The sequence below is a fragment of the Shewanella sp. 2_MG-2023 genome (genome assembly GCF_030548905.1).
In the GTDB taxonomy this organism is placed as follows: domain Bacteria; phylum Pseudomonadota; class Gammaproteobacteria; order Enterobacterales; family Shewanellaceae; genus Shewanella; species Shewanella electrodiphila.
Window position 1 is genome coordinate 55,583 of record NZ_JAUOSO010000020.1, and the last position, 16,458, is coordinate 72,040.

The following is a 16,458-nucleotide window of genomic DNA, read 5'->3' on the forward strand; positions in this document are numbered from 1 at the left end:
CAAATGACTTTAGAAAACGTCAGTAGTAATAAAATGTTCGGCGGCTGGCTAAAGCAATATCGCCACCATTCATATACACTAAATTGCCACATGCGCTTTGCTATTTATCTGCCGCCACAAGCCGCTTCACAAAAAGTTCCCGTGCTTTATTGGCTGTCAGGACTCACCTGCACCGACGAAAACGTCATGCAAAAATCAGGTATTCAGCGTGTCGCCGCAGAATTAGGTATCGCCATCGTTGCCCCAGATACCAGTCCACGTGGTGAGAATGTCGCAGATGATGAATCTGCAGCCTATGATTTTGGATTAGGAGCAGGGTTTTACCTCAATGCTACCCAAGCCCCCTTTAATACTCACTATCAAATGTATGACTATGTGGTGAAAGAGCTGCCAACATTAATTGAGCAGCATTTTCCTGTCAGTAACATGCGCAGTATTAGTGGTCACTCAATGGGCGGCCATGGCGCTATTTCGATTGGCCTAAAAAACCCAGAGCAATATCAGTCAATTTCAGCATTTAGTCCGATCTGTAACCCTATAAATTGCCCTTGGGGACAAAAGGCCTTTAATGGTTATTTAGGATCAGATCAAACCACCTGGGCTGAGTACGATAGTAGTGAATTAATGAAAAACTCAACGGTTAAACTGCCTATGCTGGTGGATCAAGGCACTGAAGATAACTTCTTAACTGAACAACTAAAGCCTGATACCTTAGTTGATGCCGCCAAAACTCAGCAATACCCGCTGACATTACGCATGCAGGAAGGTTATGATCATAGCTACTTCTTTATTAGTAGCTTTATAGAAGATCATCTTCGGTTTCATGCAAAGTACTTATTAAAGTAAGTCATTATTTCTTATGACCGAACACAAAAAGGGAGTGAATAATCACTCCCTTTTTGATCCGTTATAATGAATATATTTTAGAATTCACGACACATTTATGAATTATTTTGCGCCAATTTTGCAAAGTACTTCTTAGAAGCAGCTCTGACTTTAGGGGCTAATAAAATTGCAGAGGTCATGGTTGGAATCGCCATTAAGGCATAAGCAGCATCAATAATATTAACGATTTCTTGAATTGTGGCTGTTGCAGCAAATAAGATCGCCAGCAAGAAAAAGCACTGATATAAACGTAGTCTTTTACGGCCAAATAAAAATGCAAAACATTGCCCACCGTAAAAAGCTTGCGTGAAAATGGTACTAATACTGAAAAACACCACACAAAGGATCAGTAAATAGGGACCAACGCCAGGCATAGTCACTTCAAATGCTTGAGCTGATAAGTTCACACCTTGCGCTTCCCCGCCTTGCCAAACCCCCGATATTAAAATGATCATAGCCGTTGCGGTGCACACAATTAATGTATCAATAGCAGGGCCTAACATGGCTACTAAGCCTTCTTTAACTGGTTCATTAGTTTTGGCACTCCCGTGAGCCATTACCTCAGTACCAATACCCGCCTCATTAGAAAAAGCTGCTCTGCGGATCCCAATCAACATAGTACCTAATATGCCTCCTCCCACAGAATTAAGTGAGAAAGCTTCACTAATAATCAGCTCAAAATAGCCGGGAATATCAGTTAAATTAGTGGCTATCACATAAAAAGCACAACCCATATAAATGAAGATCATTAATGGCACCACTTTAGATGCCACCGATGCTATACGTTTGATCCCACCTAAAATGACGCTTGCGACAATCAACATCACTACAATACCAAGGGAAAGATCGACCCAAAAAGTTGATTCACCAGCTGGAAAATGTCCCGGTTTCACGATTAGCCATTCACGAATGATCTGCACTAATTGATTGGCATTAAATAATGGAAAGTTGCCCACTAAGCCTACAACACAGAAAAATACCGCTAAAAAGTGCCATTTCTTAGACAGTCCTTGGGTGATAATGTACATAGGTCCACCTTGTACATCACCATTTTCATCTTTACCGCGATACATAATAGCCAAGGTACAAGTAAAGAATTTCGTCGCCATCCCCACAATCGCACTGATCCACATCCAAAAAATAGCACCTGGTCCACCCACCATTATAGCTACGGCGACACTACCAATATTGCCCATTCCCACAGTGCCTGCCATCGCACTGGATAACGCACCAGCATGTGTAATATGGCCTTTAGCCCCTTTTTCAGGGTATTTCCCTCTGACTATATTGATGGCATGACCAATATAACGAAATGGGATAAACCTAGAATAAATAAGAAAAAAAAGACCACCACCGACTAATAGAACCAGCATGTGTGGCCCCCATGCTAAATCAGCAATTTCAGCCGTAATAGAAACAAGAGACATAGATAAGTTACACATTTGTTAAAAGTTATCTTTGAAAATACGGACAAAAAGCGCTTTGTGCAATGACAAATCTGCGTAAACTATGCTTAAAACTATGGTTAATCGTAGCCAAAAATAAGGTGTTCAAATGGCAAAAGTAGAGATATTAGTCGGTACAACGCAAGGCGGAACCGAGTACGTAGCAGATGATATGGCGGCTCAATTGACCGATATAGGCCACCAAACTCAAATACATTTAAGCCCAAATCTAACTGATTTAGACCCAGATTCACTGTGGTTAATTGTCTGTTCAACACATGGAGCTGGCGATCTTCCAGACAATATTGAGCCCTTTTATCGGCAATTATTTGGTAATAATGGCGATCTTAAGTCGTTAAAATATGCTTTATGTGCCATTGGTGATTCAAGTTACGATACTTTTTGCCAAGGACCTGAAAAAATAATTTCTGAGCTAGATCGTTTAGATGCAAAGCCAATTGTGAATAAGATCCAAATTGATGTACAAAGGGATCCTGTGCCTGAAGATGCTGCTTTAGCTTGGTTATCTGAGTGGCAAGCAAGTATTTAATCAATCAACTTAGTTAATATCTTCATTTATACTCACAATATCATCCAATCTTATCCACAATAAGTTAATTTAGAAGATAACTATGTGGATAAGCTATTATTTTATCCGATCATAACTTTGTATTGATCTACAGCCGATCTTGTTAATGATCCCCCCTGTGGATAACTAGGCGATCTATCCCCAAGTTATATTGAAATAGATCGCAGCTAGATCACAGGATCGTTTTGTCGTTACCTAATGATTATAAACAAAAAATAAGGTTTTCCACAGAAAAGGGCGATCCTAATAGTAATAGTAATAAAAAGATCTATTTAAAGATCTTAAGATCTATTAAGCGAAGCGTGTCTGATCAAAATGAGAAAATTGATCATTCCCGAAAGGCAAAGCAAGTGCTAAAATACTCGGCTGAAACAGTCTTTCGATTTAAATTCTGATTTAACTGTAAATTAGAAAAATTACTTTTATCCAAGGTTACAAAATGCATTTTCATGAACGGTTTGATGTAATTGTTGTTGGTGGTGGTCATGCCGGAACGGAAGCGGCACTTGCAGCAGCAAGAATGGGATCAAAAACCCTCTTACTGACTCACAATATCGATACCCTCGGACAAATGTCTTGTAATCCGGCCATAGGCGGAATTGGTAAAGGTCATTTGGTTAAAGAAATTGACGCTTTAGGTGGAGCAATGGCAACAGCCACTGATTTCGCTGGTATTCAATTTAGAACCTTAAATTCAAGCAAAGGCCCAGCGGTAAGAGCCACTCGTGCACAAGCTGATAGAGCGCTTTATCGTCAAAAGATCCAACAAATTCTTCAACACCAACCTAATTTACGTATTTTCCAACAAGCAGTAGATGACTTAGTTGTTGAAAATAATAAAGTTATTGGTGTAGTTACTCAAATGGGATTAGCATTTGAGTCTCCAAGTGTTGTACTGACAACAGGCACTTTTTTAAGCGGGAAAATCCATATTGGATTAGAAAACTACAGCGGCGGACGTGCTGGCGATCCACCAGCTATCGCATTAGCAAACCGTTTAAAAGAATTACCTATTCGTGTAGGACGTCTTAAAACAGGCACACCACCAAGAATCGATGCAAACAGCATTGATTTTGACAAGATGCAAGAGCAAAAAGGTGACACGCCATTGCCGGTAATGTCGTTTATCGGTGATGTAAGCCAACACCCGCAGCAAGTCTCTTGTTATATCACTCATACCAATGAAAAAACACACGATATTATTCGTGGAGGACTTGATCGCAGTCCAATGTATTCAGGGGTTATTGAAGGCATTGGCCCAAGATACTGCCCATCGATTGAAGATAAAATTAATCGTTTTGCTGACAAGACTTCGCATCAAATATTTATTGAACCTGAAGGTTTAACGACTAATGAGATCTACCCAAACGGGATCTCAACCAGTTTACCATTTGATGTTCAGCTAAATTTAGTCCGATCAATTCAAGGTATGGAAAATGCTGAGATCATTCGACCAGGTTATGCCATTGAATATGATTATTTTGATCCACGAGATCTGAAGAATTCATTAGAAACCAAAAATATTGATGGTTTGTTCTTTGCTGGACAAATCAATGGTACAACCGGCTATGAAGAAGCCGGTGCACAGGGCTTACTTGCTGGTATGAATGCTTCATTACAAGTTCAAGGCAAAGAAGCTTGGTGTCCAAGACGTGATCAAGCTTATATTGGTGTTTTAGTTGATGATCTATCAACTTTAGGGACAAAAGAGCCTTACCGCATGTTCACTAGCCGTGCGGAATATCGATTATTGCTGCGAGAAGACAATGCTGATTTACGTTTGACTGAAAAAGGTCGTGAACTTGGCCTTGTTGATGATGAACGTTGGCAGAAATTTAATGAGAAAAGAGAATCGATTGAAACTGAATTACAGCGTTTACGCAGTAATTGGGTTCATAATAATTCACCTTTGTTAGATGTATTAAATCCTGAATTAAATACGCCTATTTCACGTGAAGCTTCGTTTGAAGATTTATTGCGCCGTCCAGAAATGGACTACCAAAAGCTCATGAGCTTAGAAGGTTTTGGCCCTGCGATTGAAGATCCACGCGCTGCAGAACAAGTTCAAATTCAAGTAAAATATTCGGGCTATATCCAAAGACAGCAAGGTGAAATCGATAAAGCCATTCGTCATGAAACCACTAGTTTACCGTTAGATCTTGATTATCAAGAAGTGGCTGGCTTATCTAATGAAGTCATCGCTAAGATGAATGAGCATAAGCCAGAAACCATTGGCCAAGCTTCTCGGATCTCTGGAATGACGCCAGCTGCGATTTCAATTTTACTTGTTCACTTAAAAAAACGCGGTTTATTGCGTAAAAGCGCCTAAATAGCAGTAAAAAGTTGTGTTTTAACTAATAAGGGAAGCTTTGAGGCTTCCCTTAGTCATTTCTGCCATTCATAATACCCGATGATTTATGATTCCCTTTGATTTTGAGGTCACTTAGCGTGCTAGCCGATCAACTTAAAACTTATCTAGCTGAAACCAATATTTCAGCGACTGAAACTCAACAGCAACAATTGGTTGGGTTTGTTACCATGCTAAATAAATGGAATAAAGCCTATAACCTGACATCAGTCAGAGATCCTGAACAGATGTTAATCCGTCATGTTATGGACAGTTTGGTGGTTTCTCCTTATCTTAAAGGGCAAAGGTTCATTGATGTCGGAACGGGACCAGGTTTACCAGGGATCCCATTAGCAATTTTAAATCCCGACAAAGAATTCGTATTACTGGACAGTTTAGGAAAACGGATCCGTTTTCAAAAACAGGTTCAGTTTGAATTAAAAATTAATAACATTACGTCAGTTGAAAGCCGTGTTGAGGCTTATGAGCCTGAGCAGAAATTTGATGGTGTGATCAGTCGTGCATTTGCGTCAATTGAAGATATGTTGACTTGGTGTCATCACTTACCAGCTGACAATGGTCAATTTTATGCGCTAAAAGGCCAATTGAGTGATGCTGAGTTAACCAGTATTCCTGCTGGGTTTGACGTGGTTGAAACAATCACGTTAACAGTACCAAGGTTAGATGAGCAAAGACATCTGTTAAAGCTAGTGAAGCAAAAATAGCGCTAGCAATAGAATAAATATTATCGGACATCGTAAATATGTCCTTAGGGTGAACACGTGGGTAAAATCATTGCCGTAGCTAACCAGAAAGGTGGCGTAGGAAAAACAACAACTTGTGTTAATTTAGCAGCCTCACTTGCGGCCACAAAACGCAAAGTGCTGTTAATCGATCTTGATCCGCAGGGTAATGCCACTATGGGCAGTGGTGTCGATAAGTACGAAGTTGAAAACACGGCTTACGAGTTACTTGTCGAAGAAAAGCCTTTTGCCGAAATAGTCATTAAAGATACGACGGGTAAATACGATCTTATTGCCGGTAATGGTGACGTTACTGCTGCAGAAATCAAACTCATGGAGTTTTTTGCCAGAGAAATTCGATTAAAGAATGCACTTGCAGAAGTTAAAGATGATTATGATTTCATCTTTATTGACTGTCCACCTTCATTGAACATGTTGACGGTGAATGCCATGTCTGCGGCAGACTCTGTATTGGTGCCAATGCAGTGTGAATATTATGCTTTAGAAGGCTTAACTGCTCTGATCGATACCATTACTAAATTAGGCGCAATGGTAAATCCTACGTTAAATATCGAAGGGATCTTGCGTACTATGTATGATCCTCGAAATCGATTATCAAATGATGTATCTGATCAACTTAAACAGCATTTTGGTGAAAAAGTTTATCGCACAGTGATCCCACGAAATATTCGTTTAGCTGAAGCGCCGAGTTTTGGTGCGCCAGCAATGTATTACGACAAGTCCAGTGCAGGTGCAAAAGCCTATTTAGCTTTAGCCGGAGAAATTATTCGCCGCGCTGAGCAACAAACAGAATCTAAGTAAGCGTAAGGGAATAAAATGACGTTAAAAAAACGCGGTTTAGGTAAAGGCTTAGATGCTTTGTTAAGCAACAGCAACGCTGCGAGCCGAAAAACTGAACAGACTCAAACAGAAGCAAAAGTAACCCAATCGCCACAGGAAGATGGCTTACTGATGCTCGATTTAGATTTACTGCAGTCTGGTAAGTATCAACCGCGTAAAGATATGTCACCTGAAGCGTTAGAAGAGTTAGCAGAGTCAATTAAGTCACAAGGGGTGATTCAACCTATTGTGGTGCGTAAAGTTGATGCTGAAAAGTATGAAATTATTGCTGGTGAACGTCGTTGGCGCGCATCACAAATTGCTCAACTAGACAAAGTCCCTTGTATTGTTAAACAGGTGCCTGATGAGTCAGCGGTTGCTATTGCGTTAATTGAAAATATTCAACGTGAAGACCTAAATGCAATGGAAGAAGCGATTGCATTACAACGTTTACTCGAAGAGTTTGAATTAACTCACCAGCAAACTGCCGATGCGGTCGGTAAGTCTAGAGCAAGTGTGTCTAACTTATTACGTTTAAATAGTTTAAATGAACCTGTGAAGCGTTTATTAGAATATGGCGATATTGACATGGGTCATGCTCGCGCACTGCTAGCAATTGAAGGTGAAGAGCAAACTAATTTAGCTCGATTGGTCGCTTCTAAAGAAATGACAGTTCGAGAAACTGAACGATTAGTTAATAAAGCCCTAAATCCTGCTAAAGAAGCTGAAAAACCAACTAAAGATCATGATGTAACCCGCTTGGAGCAACAGTTAATTGAAAAACTAGGTGCTAAAGTGGCTATTAATCATGGCACTAAAGGCAAGGGGACAATTGTAATAAACTACCAAGATCTTGCTGAATTAGATGGAATACTTAGCAAAATTCACTAAATCCCTCAACAAAGTCATTTCAATAGTAACTTTGTAACAAGGCGTAATTTTGAGTTTTTAGAAATATAAAGCCAAATCACGCCTAATATCACTGTTTAACCTCTCATCAAAGTTGCAAACAAGGTGTGAAAAGGTATACTTTGCATGCTTTTTTTCCTGTCTGAGTCGTTAATGATCACATTAATGGCCTAGTGGAAAAATAAGTACTAATGCGGAGATTCAAAATTGAGTAAGGTTTTAGCGCGTCGTGGCCGGTGGTCAGCCTATCGAATAGTGTTGTTACAGGCGGCGGTAGCTGGGGGAACTTCAATTTTCTTTTTCGCTCTGTGGGGAGCTCAGTATGGCTTATCTGCTTTGGCAGGTGGTCTCATTGCTGTACTCCCTAATTTTGTATTCGCAACCCTTGCTTTCTCTCATGCGGGAGCTAAAGCGTCAGGAAAAGTCGTTTGGATGTTTTTCTTGGGGGAAGCGGTAAAGTTGCTGCTAACCATTGTGTTGTTTGCCATCGCATTTGGCATGCTAAAAACGCCATTTTTGCCGTTATTTAGCTGTTATTTGTTGGCATTACTAATACCTTGGACAGCCCCTTTATACTTCAAGCAAAATTAAGTGAGATTAATCATGGCGACAACTGGTGAAGCATTAAATGCTTCCGAGTATATCCAGCATCACCTGACTAATGCGAAAATGTGTTCTGCTGATGGCGGAATTGCTTTTAATCATGCATGTCAAGATGCCGGTTTTTGGACTTGGCACATTGACTCACTTTTGTTTTCAGTAGGTCTTGGGGTTCTATTTTTGTGGGCATTCTTCAAAGTAGGACAAAAAGCAACAACTGGCGTTCCAGGTAAATTTCAATGTTTCGTTGAAATGTGCGTGGAAGGTGTAGATAAAATCGTTAAAGACTCATTTCATGGGCGTAACGCTGTTATCGCACCATTAGGTCTGACTATCTTTGTCTGGGTTTTCCTGATGAATTTAATGGACTTAATTCCAGTTGACTTTGTACCTGAAGCCGCAAACAGATTTTTAGGTGTTCCTTACCTTAAAATTGTACCAACAACCGACTTAAACGTAACTCTAGGTCTAGCCTTGAGTGTGTTTGCGTTGATTGTTTTTTACAGTATTAAAGTAAAAGGATTTGGTGGTTTCACAAAAGAAATGACCTTACAACCTTTCAATCATTGGTCTTTGATTCCAGTAAACTTAGTATTGGAAACAGTGACTCTGATTGCGAAACCGATTTCATTATCGCTTCGTCTGTTTGGTAACCTGTATGCAGGTGAGTTGATCTTTATTCTGATAGCACTGATGCCTTGGTGGGCTCAGTTTGCACTATCAGTGCCTTGGGCTATTTTCCATATTTTGGTTATTGTGCTGCAGGCGTTTATCTTCATGATGCTTACGATTGTATATCTAAGCATGGCACATGAAGAACATTAATTTATTTAAAATTAGTTATTTATCGGAGATAAAATGGAAACTGTAATTAGCTTTACAGCAATAGCTGTTGCGATCATGATTGGCTTAGCAGCGCTAGGTACTGGTATTGGTTTTGCTATCTTAGGTGGTAAATTCTTAGAAGCTTCAGCTCGTCAACCAGAACTAGCTCCAGCATTACAAACTAAGATGTTCATCGTAGCTGGTCTACTTGATGCGATCTCAATGATTGCAGTTGGTGTTGCATTATTCTTCGTATTCGCTAACCCATTCTTAGGTCAATTAGCTGGCTAATCGCCCCCCTTAGAAGGAGTTGTCGTTATGAGTATTAACGCTACCCTGCTAGGCCAAGCGATTTCTTTTGCACTCTTCGTGTGGTTTTGCATGAAGTTTGTATGGCCGCCATTGATGAACGCTATCGAAGAACGCCAGAAGAAAATTGCCGATGGGCTAGCTGATGCAGGACGTGCTGCAAAAGATCTAGAGTTGGCTCAAGCGAAAGCTAATGAGCAACTAAAAGAAGCGAAGGCGACTGCTAATGAAATTATTGAGCAAGCTAATAAGCGTAAAGCTCAAATAGTTGAAGAAGCTAAAATTGAAGCTGATACAGAGCGTGCGAAAATCATCGCTCAAGGTCAAGCTGAAATTGAAAACGAACGTAATCGCGTTAAAGATGACTTGCGTAAGCAAGTTGCTACTCTTGCCGTAACTGGTGCAGAGAAAATTCTTCAACGTTCGATTGATCCAGAAGCTCACAGTGACATAGTTAATAAACTTGTTGCTGAAATTTAATTAAGGAATCGGAGTTATGGCTGAAATAAGCACCATTGCTCGTCCTTATGCAAAGGCAGCTTTTGATTTTGCTGTTGAACATAAAGCAATTGAAGATTGGGCAGAAATGCTGAACTTCGCGGCATTGGTAAGTGAAAACGAATCAATTAAACCGTTGCTTGGTGGTTCATTGGCTAGTGCGAAACTTGCCTCACTATTTATTGAAGTATGTGGTGAGCAGGTCAATGCACAGGGTCAAAACCTTATAAAGGTTATGGCTGAAAACGGTCGTTTAGAGATACTGCCATCAGTATCTTTACTTTTTGCTGAATATCGCAATGAGTGGGCAAAAGAAGTTGAAGCAACTGTTGTTTCAGCGACTGAGCTAAGCTCTGAGCAGCAAGAGCAAATTAGTGTTTCTCTTGAGAAACGTCTCGCACGCAAAGTTAAGCTGAATTGTAGTGTAGATGCAGCGCTTATTGGCGGTGTAATTATTAAATCAGGCGACTTAGTCATTGATGGCTCTGTTAGCGGTAATTTATCGCGCTTGTCTGATAAGCTACAATCGTAATTGGGAGTTTGAGCATGCAACTGAATTCCACTGAAATCAGCGATCTGATTAAACAGCGGATCGAGCAGTTCGACGTCGTTAGTGAAGCTCGCAACGAAGGTACAATCGTTGCAGTAAGTGACGGCATCATTCGCATTCACGGCCTTGCCGATGTAATGCAAGGTGAAATGATCGAACTGCCTGGTGGCCGTTTTGCAATCGCGTTGAACTTAGAACGTGATTCTGTCGGTGCCGTAGTAATGGGCCCTTATGCTAATTTAGCTGAAGGCGCAAAAGTTAAGACTACTGGTCGTATTCTTGAAGTACCAGTAGGTCGTGGTTTATTAGGCCGCGTTGTTAACACTCTTGGTGAGCCAATTGATGGAAAAGGACCAGTCGATAACGATGGTTACTCTCCAATCGAAGTGATTGCTCCTGGTGTTATTGAACGTCAGTCTGTAGATCAACCAATCCAAACTGGTTATAAAGCCGTTGATGCCATGATCCCAATTGGTCGTGGTCAACGTGAATTGATCATTGGTGACCGTCAGACTGGTAAAACAGCGATGGCTATCGATGCAATTATTAACCAGAAAGATTCAGGCATTAAATGTGTATACGTAGCTGTAGGGCAAAAAGCTTCTACTATCGCTAACGTTGTACGTAAGCTTGAAGAGCACGGTGCATTAGCTAACACTATCGTTGTAGTAGCAACAGCTTCTGAAGCTGCAGCATTACAATACTTAGCACCTTACTCTGGTTGTTCAATGGGTGAATACTTCCGTGACCGCGGTGAAGATTCTTTAATCGTATATGATGATCTATCTAAGCAAGCAGTTGCTTACCGTCAGATCTCTCTACTATTGAAGCGTCCACCAGGACGTGAAGCATACCCAGGTGATGTATTCTATCTACATTCTCGTTTATTAGAACGTGCTTCACGTGTAAACGAAGTCTATGTAGAGAAATTCACTAACGGTGAAGTAAAAGGTACAACCGGTTCTTTAACTGCGTTGCCTATTATTGAAACCCAAGCAGGTGATGTATCTGCATTCGTACCGACTAACGTAATTTCTATTACTGATGGTCAAATCTTCCTTGAAACTGATTTATTTAACTCAGGCTTACGTCCTGCTGTTAACCCAGGTATCTCAGTATCTCGTGTTGGTGGTGCGGCTCAGACTAAGATCATTAAGAAACTGTCTGGTGGTATTCGTACCGCGTTAGCACAGTATCGAGAGCTTGCTGCGTTCTCACAATTTGCATCTGATTTAGATGATGCAACTCGTGCTCAACTTGAGCATGGTGAGCGTGTTACCGAACTTATGAAGCAAAAGCAATATGCTCCAATGAGCATTGCTGCCCAAGCTATCTCAATCTTCGCAGCTGAAAAAGGCTACTTGAAGACTGTAGAACTAAGTAAAATCGGTAGCTTCGAAGCTGCTCTGCTTTCATTCATGAACAGCGAACATGCTGAGCTTGTTAATACTATTAATGCTTCTGGCGATTACAACGCAGACATTGAAAGTCAATTAAAAGCGGGCATGGACAAGTTCATTGAAACCCAAACCTGGTAATAATTATCGAGGTGTCTTTGGGCACCTTCGGTCCCAGATTGGAGAGTAGAAATGGCCGGCGCTAAAGAGATTAAAACCAAGATCGCGAGTGTTAAAAACACTCAAAAGATCACTTCTGCAATGGAAATGGTTGCTGCCAGCAAAATGCGCAAAGCGCAGGAACGTATGGCATCTAGCCGCCCGTATGCAGAACATATGCGTAAGGTGATCGGTCACGTAGCGCAAGGTACTCTTGAATATAAACATCCATATTTGGAAGTTCGAGATGCCAAGCGGGTTGGTTACATTGTTGTGTCAACCGACCGTGGCCTTTGTGGTGGTCTGAACGTTAACCTTTTCAAAAAGGTTGTGTCAGACGTGAAAAACTGGAAAGACCAAGGGGCAGATGTTGAATTTTGTCCTATTGGTGCACGTAGTGTTCAGTTTTTCAAAAGCTTTGGTGGAGATGTTTCTGCCCATGCCTCAGGTTTAGGCGATGCGCCTAAGTTAGCCGATTTAATCGGTACCGTGAGAGTTATGCTACAAGCTTACAACGAAGGTAAACTGGATCGTCTGTTTATTGTGTTTAACAAATTCGTTAATACAATGACTCAGACTCCTGTGATCGAGCAGCTGCTACCTTTGCCTAAATCGGAAGAAGAAGTAGCTAAGTACCCTTGGGATTATATTTACGAGCCAGATCCAAAAGAAATTTTGGAAGTATTATTGACTCGTTATGTGGAGTCTCAAGTTTACCAAGGTGTTGTCGAAAATATTGCGTCTGAACAAGCTGCCCGTATGGTAGCGATGAAGGCAGCAACAGACAACGCAGGCGATTTGATCAGCGATTTGCAGTTAGTTTACAACAAGGCACGACAAGCCGCGATTACGCAGGAATTGTCGGAGATTGTTTCAGGCGCTGCAGCGGTTTAGGTTAGGTAACGAAATCAAGTTTAGAGGATTAATCATGAGCACAGGTACTGTTGTCCAAGTAATTGGCGCGGTTGTGGACGTAGAGTTTCCACAAGATTCTGTACCTCAGGTATATGACGCTCTGAAGATCACAGGTGAAGGAACTTGTAATGGTTTGGTGCTGGAAGTTCAGCAGCAACTAGGTGGTGGTGTTGTTCGTGCCATCGCTATGGGTTCTTCTGATGGTCTGCGTCGTGGTCTAGAGGTAGTAAACTCGGGTTCACCAATTTCTGTTCCGGTTGGGGTTGCAACCCTTGGCCGTATCATGAACGTATTGGGTGAGCCTATCGATGAATGTGGCGACATTGGTGAAGAAGAGCGTTATGAAATTCACCGTGAAGCTCCTTCATACGAAGATCAGTCAAGCTCAACAGAACTTTTAGAGACTGGTATCAAGGTTATTGACCTTGTATGTCCATTCGCTAAAGGTGGTAAAGTTGGTTTGTTTGGTGGTGCTGGTGTTGGTAAAACCGTCAACATGATGGAATTAATTAACAACATCGCAAAAGCACACTCGGGTCTTTCTGTATTCGCTGGTGTTGGTGAGCGTACTCGTGAGGGTAACGACTTCTACTACGAAATGAAAGATTCTGGTGTTCTCGACAAAGTAGCCATGGTATATGGTCAAATGAACGAGCCTCCAGGAAACCGTTTACGCGTAGCATTGTCAGGTTTGACAATGGCTGAAAAATTCCGTGACGAAGGTCGTGACGTACTGTTATTCGTTGATAACATCTACCGTTACACTTTGGCCGGTACTGAAGTATCTGCACTTTTAGGCCGTATGCCTTCTGCAGTAGGTTACCAACCAACACTAGCTGAAGAAATGGGTGTTCTACAAGAACGTATTACTTCAACTAAGTCTGGTTCTATTACCTCTGTACAAGCGGTATATGTACCTGCGGATGACTTAACCGATCCGTCACCAGCAACAACCTTCGCTCACTTAGATGCGACTGTTGTACTGTCTCGTAACATTGCTTCGCTAGGTATTTACCCAGCGGTTGACCCACTGGATTCGACTTCACGTCAATTAGATCCATTAGTAGTTGGTCAAGAGCATTACGATGTAGCAAGCGGCGTACAAACTGTACTTCAACGCTACAAAGAGCTGAAAGACATTATTGCTATCTTGGGTATGGATGAATTATCTGATGAAGATAAAACAACTGTATTCCGCGCACGTAAGATTGAGAAATACTTATCTCAACCTTTCTTCGTAGCAGAAGTCTTTACAGGTTCTCCTGGTAAGTACGTTTCTCTTAAAGACACTATTCGTGGCTTTAAGGGCATCTTGAGTGGTGAGTTCGATCACATTCCTGAGCAAGCGTTCTACATGGTTGGTTCTATCGACGAAGCTGTCGAAAAAGCTAACAAAAAGAAATAACTGAGCATTAGCTTAGTATTTTAGGAGATCTTGATGGCAGCCATGACAGTCAAACTTGATATAGTAAGTGCAGAGAACAGCATGTTCAGCGGTACTGTAAGCTTCTTAGAAGTGAGCGGTACTGAAGGCGAGTTAGGCATTATGCCTAACCATGCTCCTTTGCTAACTAAGATCAAACCTGGCATGGCGCGCATGATTAAGGAAGATGGAAGTGAAGAAGTGATGTATCTTTCAGGTGGTATCCTGGAAGTTCAACCTGATTCAATTTCTGTTCTTGCTGACGTCGCAATGCGTGCCGATGATATTGATGAGCAAGCTGCACTTGAAGCTAAGCAACAGGCTGAAGCGAAAATCGCTAATGCAGGTGCTGACTTCGATTATGAAGCTGCAACAATCGAATTAGCTAAGTCTTTAGCTCAACTTCGTGTTGTTGAAACCATCAAAAAGAACATTGCCAGATAAAGGTTATTGTTTTAAAAAGGCGACCCTAGGGTCGCCTTTTTTGTGTTTGAAATTCTTGCTCTATTTTTGTCAAGTTATCAAATTGATGTAAATGACCTCTAATTTCAAATCATGCTTTCAACCGCCAACTAAACTGCGTTAAAATTAACGTATTAAAACTGAATAGTTGTTCAAGGAATCCCGATGTCATTAAATGTTGTTATTTTAGCTGCTGGTAAAGGAACACGGATGCGTTCTGACTTACCTAAAGTGCTTCATCCTATTGCCCATAAAAGTATGGTGCAGCATGTGATTGATACTGCTAATTCATTAGGAAGTGACGCTATTCAATTAGTTTATGGTTACGGTGCGGATAAACTTAAGAATGTATTAGGTGAACAGTCAGTCAATTGGGTACTACAAGCTGAGCAGTTAGGTACAGGTCATGCTGTAGCGCAAGCAAACCCAAATATTAATGATGAAGATACCGTATTGATCCTTTATGGCGATGTGCCTTTAATTCAACAATCTACTTTAGAAAAGTTATTAGCTGCACGGCCACAAGATGGCATGGCAATTTTGACTGTTAATTTGGATAACCCAACGGGATACGGCCGTATAGTTCGTGAAGGTGGCAATGTAGTAGGTATTGTTGAGCAAAAAGATGCTGATGCTGAACAGCTGCTTATTGAAGAAGTGAACACAGGTATCATGGCGGTACCAGGTAAGCAGTTAAAGTCTTGGTTAGGCCGATTATCTAATTCAAATGCCCAAGGCGAATACTATCTAACAGATATTGTTGCGATGGCGAAAGAAGATGGAGTTGCAATTGATACTGCACAACCAGAATCCGCTGTTGAAGTTGAAGGGGCAAACAACCGAGTTCAACTTGCGCAACTAGAACGAGCTTATCAAGCACGCGCTGCTGAAAAGCTCATGCTAGAAGGTGCTAACCTTCGCGATCCTGCTCGTATTGATATCCGTGGTGAAGTCACAGTAGGCATGGATGTGATGATTGACATCAATGTAATTGTTCAAGGTAAAGTCACCATAGGCAATAATGTCACTATTGGTGCTGGTGCAATTTTGATTGATTGTGATATTGCTGATAATGCTGAAATTAAACCTTATTCTATTGTCGAAGGCGCTAAGTTAGGTAAAGCAGCAAGTGCTGGGCCTTTTGCGCGTTTACGTACTGGTGCAGAGTTAAAAGATGATGCCCATATTGGTAACTTTGTCGAAATGAAGAAAGCAGTATTAGGCGTCGGTTCAAAAGCCGGGCATTTAGCCTACTTAGGTGATGCAACTATTGGTGCTGGCGTGAATATTGGTGCGGGTACCATCACTTGTAACTATGATGGCGCAAACAAATTTCAAACAGTGATTGAGGATAATGTCTTTGTGGGCAGTGATTCACAACTAATTGCCCCAGTTACCATTGGTAAAGGGGCGACACTTGGTGCTGGCTCTACCATTGCAAAAGACGTCGGTGAAGGAGAGTTAGTTATAACTCGGGTTAAGCAGCGACATATTGCTGGTTGGGCGAGACCAGTTAAGCGTCCTAAATAAAAACTAAACTTTATAAAAACGGCCTGTTATTT

General features: G+C 41.3%; 17 protein-coding genes. 16 read left to right on the top strand and 1 reads right to left on the bottom strand.

Going from position 1 to position 16,458, the window contains the following annotated elements; translation table 11 throughout:
- Window positions 1-3 precede the first annotated feature (3 nt).
- Window positions 4-846 carry an S-formylglutathione hydrolase gene (fghA, locus tag Q4600_RS17905; RefSeq protein ID WP_303517395.1) on the top strand — a complete coding sequence of 281 codons (843 nt, stop codon included), beginning with the start codon at window positions 4-6 and terminating at the stop codon, window positions 844-846.
- 95 nt (window positions 847-941) lie between these two features.
- Here the strand turns inward: fghA and Q4600_RS17910 are convergent, their stop codons facing one another.
- Window positions 942-2,312, bottom strand: coding sequence for a sodium:alanine symporter family protein (locus Q4600_RS17910; RefSeq protein ID WP_102529163.1), 1,371 nt, complete (start codon window positions 2,310-2,312; stop codon window positions 942-944).
- A 127-nt stretch (window positions 2,313-2,439) separates the two neighbouring features.
- Between Q4600_RS17910 and mioC the strand changes: the two genes are divergently transcribed.
- From mioC to glmU, 15 genes are all read left to right on the top strand, one after another.
- Window positions 2,440-2,880, top strand: coding sequence for an FMN-binding protein MioC (mioC, locus tag Q4600_RS17915; protein ID WP_229370968.1), 441 nt, complete (start codon window positions 2,440-2,442; stop codon window positions 2,878-2,880).
- Window positions 2,881-3,358: 478 nt separating this feature from the next.
- Window positions 3,359-5,248, top strand: a complete 1,890-nt coding sequence (mnmG, locus tag Q4600_RS17920) for a tRNA uridine-5-carboxymethylaminomethyl(34) synthesis enzyme MnmG (RefSeq protein WP_102529130.1) — start codon at window positions 3,359-3,361, stop codon at window positions 5,246-5,248.
- 119 nt (window positions 5,249-5,367) lie between these two features.
- Window positions 5,368-5,991, top strand: coding sequence for a 16S rRNA (guanine(527)-N(7))-methyltransferase RsmG (gene rsmG, locus Q4600_RS17925; RefSeq protein WP_102529131.1), 624 nt, complete (start codon window positions 5,368-5,370; stop codon window positions 5,989-5,991).
- Window positions 5,992-6,048: 57 nt separating this feature from the next.
- Window positions 6,049-6,831 (top strand): ParA family protein, encoded by a 783-nt coding sequence (locus tag Q4600_RS17930; RefSeq protein ID WP_102529132.1) that lies wholly within the window; start codon window positions 6,049-6,051, stop codon window positions 6,829-6,831.
- Between the two features lie 15 nt (window positions 6,832-6,846).
- Window positions 6,847-7,740: a ParB/RepB/Spo0J family partition protein gene (locus Q4600_RS17935; RefSeq protein WP_303517393.1), complete on the top strand. Its 894-nt coding sequence runs from the start codon at window positions 6,847-6,849 to the stop codon at window positions 7,738-7,740.
- 225 nt (window positions 7,741-7,965) lie between these two features.
- Window positions 7,966-8,349 carry an ATP synthase subunit I gene (locus Q4600_RS17940; RefSeq protein ID WP_102529134.1) on the top strand — a complete coding sequence of 128 codons (384 nt, stop codon included), beginning with the start codon at window positions 7,966-7,968 and terminating at the stop codon, window positions 8,347-8,349.
- A 12-nt stretch (window positions 8,350-8,361) separates the two neighbouring features.
- A complete protein-coding gene (gene atpB, locus Q4600_RS17945) occupies window positions 8,362-9,183 on the top strand; it encodes a F0F1 ATP synthase subunit A (protein ID WP_102529135.1) in 822 nt (273 codons plus the stop codon).
- Window positions 9,184-9,216: 33 nt separating this feature from the next.
- Complete coding sequence (atpE, locus tag Q4600_RS17950; RefSeq protein WP_012157432.1) at window positions 9,217-9,474, top strand: F0F1 ATP synthase subunit C; 258 nt, start codon at window positions 9,217-9,219, stop codon at window positions 9,472-9,474.
- A 27-nt stretch (window positions 9,475-9,501) separates the two neighbouring features.
- Window positions 9,502-9,972 carry a F0F1 ATP synthase subunit B gene (gene atpF, locus Q4600_RS17955; RefSeq protein ID WP_055025454.1) on the top strand — a complete coding sequence of 157 codons (471 nt, stop codon included), beginning with the start codon at window positions 9,502-9,504 and terminating at the stop codon, window positions 9,970-9,972.
- A gap of 16 nt (window positions 9,973-9,988) precedes the next feature.
- On the top strand, window positions 9,989-10,522 hold the full coding sequence (atpH, locus tag Q4600_RS17960) for a F0F1 ATP synthase subunit delta (RefSeq protein WP_102529136.1): 534 nt from the start codon (window positions 9,989-9,991) through the stop codon (window positions 10,520-10,522).
- A 14-nt stretch (window positions 10,523-10,536) separates the two neighbouring features.
- Entirely contained in the window at window positions 10,537-12,078 is a 1,542-nt protein-coding gene (atpA, locus tag Q4600_RS17965; RefSeq protein WP_102529137.1) for a F0F1 ATP synthase subunit alpha, read from the top strand.
- A 51-nt stretch (window positions 12,079-12,129) separates the two neighbouring features.
- The gene (gene atpG, locus Q4600_RS17970) at window positions 12,130-12,990 is read left to right on the top strand and encodes a F0F1 ATP synthase subunit gamma (RefSeq protein ID WP_102529138.1); all 861 of its coding nucleotides are present in this window, start codon (window positions 12,130-12,132) and stop codon (window positions 12,988-12,990) included.
- Between the two features lie 34 nt (window positions 12,991-13,024).
- Window positions 13,025-14,416 carry a F0F1 ATP synthase subunit beta gene (gene atpD / locus Q4600_RS17975; RefSeq protein ID WP_102529139.1) on the top strand — a complete coding sequence of 464 codons (1,392 nt, stop codon included), beginning with the start codon at window positions 13,025-13,027 and terminating at the stop codon, window positions 14,414-14,416.
- A 33-nt stretch (window positions 14,417-14,449) separates the two neighbouring features.
- Window positions 14,450-14,878 carry a F0F1 ATP synthase subunit epsilon gene (locus Q4600_RS17980; protein WP_102529140.1) on the top strand — a complete coding sequence of 143 codons (429 nt, stop codon included), beginning with the start codon at window positions 14,450-14,452 and terminating at the stop codon, window positions 14,876-14,878.
- Window positions 14,879-15,061: 183 nt separating this feature from the next.
- On the top strand, window positions 15,062-16,426 hold the full coding sequence (gene glmU / locus Q4600_RS17985) for a bifunctional UDP-N-acetylglucosamine diphosphorylase/glucosamine-1-phosphate N-acetyltransferase GlmU (protein ID WP_102529141.1): 1,365 nt from the start codon (window positions 15,062-15,064) through the stop codon (window positions 16,424-16,426).
- The last annotated feature ends 32 nt before the right edge of the window (window positions 16,427-16,458 follow it).

What these genes read in the sequence shown, in the direction of transcription:
- fghA (WP_303517395.1), top strand. Translation starts at nt 4, where the DNA reads ATGACTTTAGAAAACGTCAGTAGTAATAAAATGTTCGGCGGCTGGCTA.
- Q4600_RS17910 (WP_102529163.1), bottom strand. Translation starts at nt 2,312, where the DNA reads ATGTCTCTTGTTTCTATTACGGCTGAAATTGCTGATTTAGCATGGGGG.
- mioC (WP_229370968.1), top strand. Translation starts at nt 2,440, where the DNA reads ATGGCAAAAGTAGAGATATTAGTCGGTACAACGCAAGGCGGAACCGAG.
- mnmG (WP_102529130.1), top strand. Translation starts at nt 3,359, where the DNA reads ATGCATTTTCATGAACGGTTTGATGTAATTGTTGTTGGTGGTGGTCAT.
- Q4600_RS17935 (WP_303517393.1), top strand. Translation starts at nt 6,847, where the DNA reads ATGACGTTAAAAAAACGCGGTTTAGGTAAAGGCTTAGATGCTTTGTTA.
- atpB (WP_102529135.1), top strand. Translation starts at nt 8,362, where the DNA reads ATGGCGACAACTGGTGAAGCATTAAATGCTTCCGAGTATATCCAGCAT.
- atpE (WP_012157432.1), top strand. Translation starts at nt 9,217, where the DNA reads ATGGAAACTGTAATTAGCTTTACAGCAATAGCTGTTGCGATCATGATT.
- atpF (WP_055025454.1), top strand. Translation starts at nt 9,502, where the DNA reads ATGAGTATTAACGCTACCCTGCTAGGCCAAGCGATTTCTTTTGCACTC.
- atpH (WP_102529136.1), top strand. Translation starts at nt 9,989, where the DNA reads ATGGCTGAAATAAGCACCATTGCTCGTCCTTATGCAAAGGCAGCTTTT.
- atpA (WP_102529137.1), top strand. Translation starts at nt 10,537, where the DNA reads ATGCAACTGAATTCCACTGAAATCAGCGATCTGATTAAACAGCGGATC.
- atpG (WP_102529138.1), top strand. Translation starts at nt 12,130, where the DNA reads ATGGCCGGCGCTAAAGAGATTAAAACCAAGATCGCGAGTGTTAAAAAC.
- atpD (WP_102529139.1), top strand. Translation starts at nt 13,025, where the DNA reads ATGAGCACAGGTACTGTTGTCCAAGTAATTGGCGCGGTTGTGGACGTA.
- Q4600_RS17980 (WP_102529140.1), top strand. Translation starts at nt 14,450, where the DNA reads ATGGCAGCCATGACAGTCAAACTTGATATAGTAAGTGCAGAGAACAGC.
- glmU (WP_102529141.1), top strand. Translation starts at nt 15,062, where the DNA reads ATGTCATTAAATGTTGTTATTTTAGCTGCTGGTAAAGGAACACGGATG.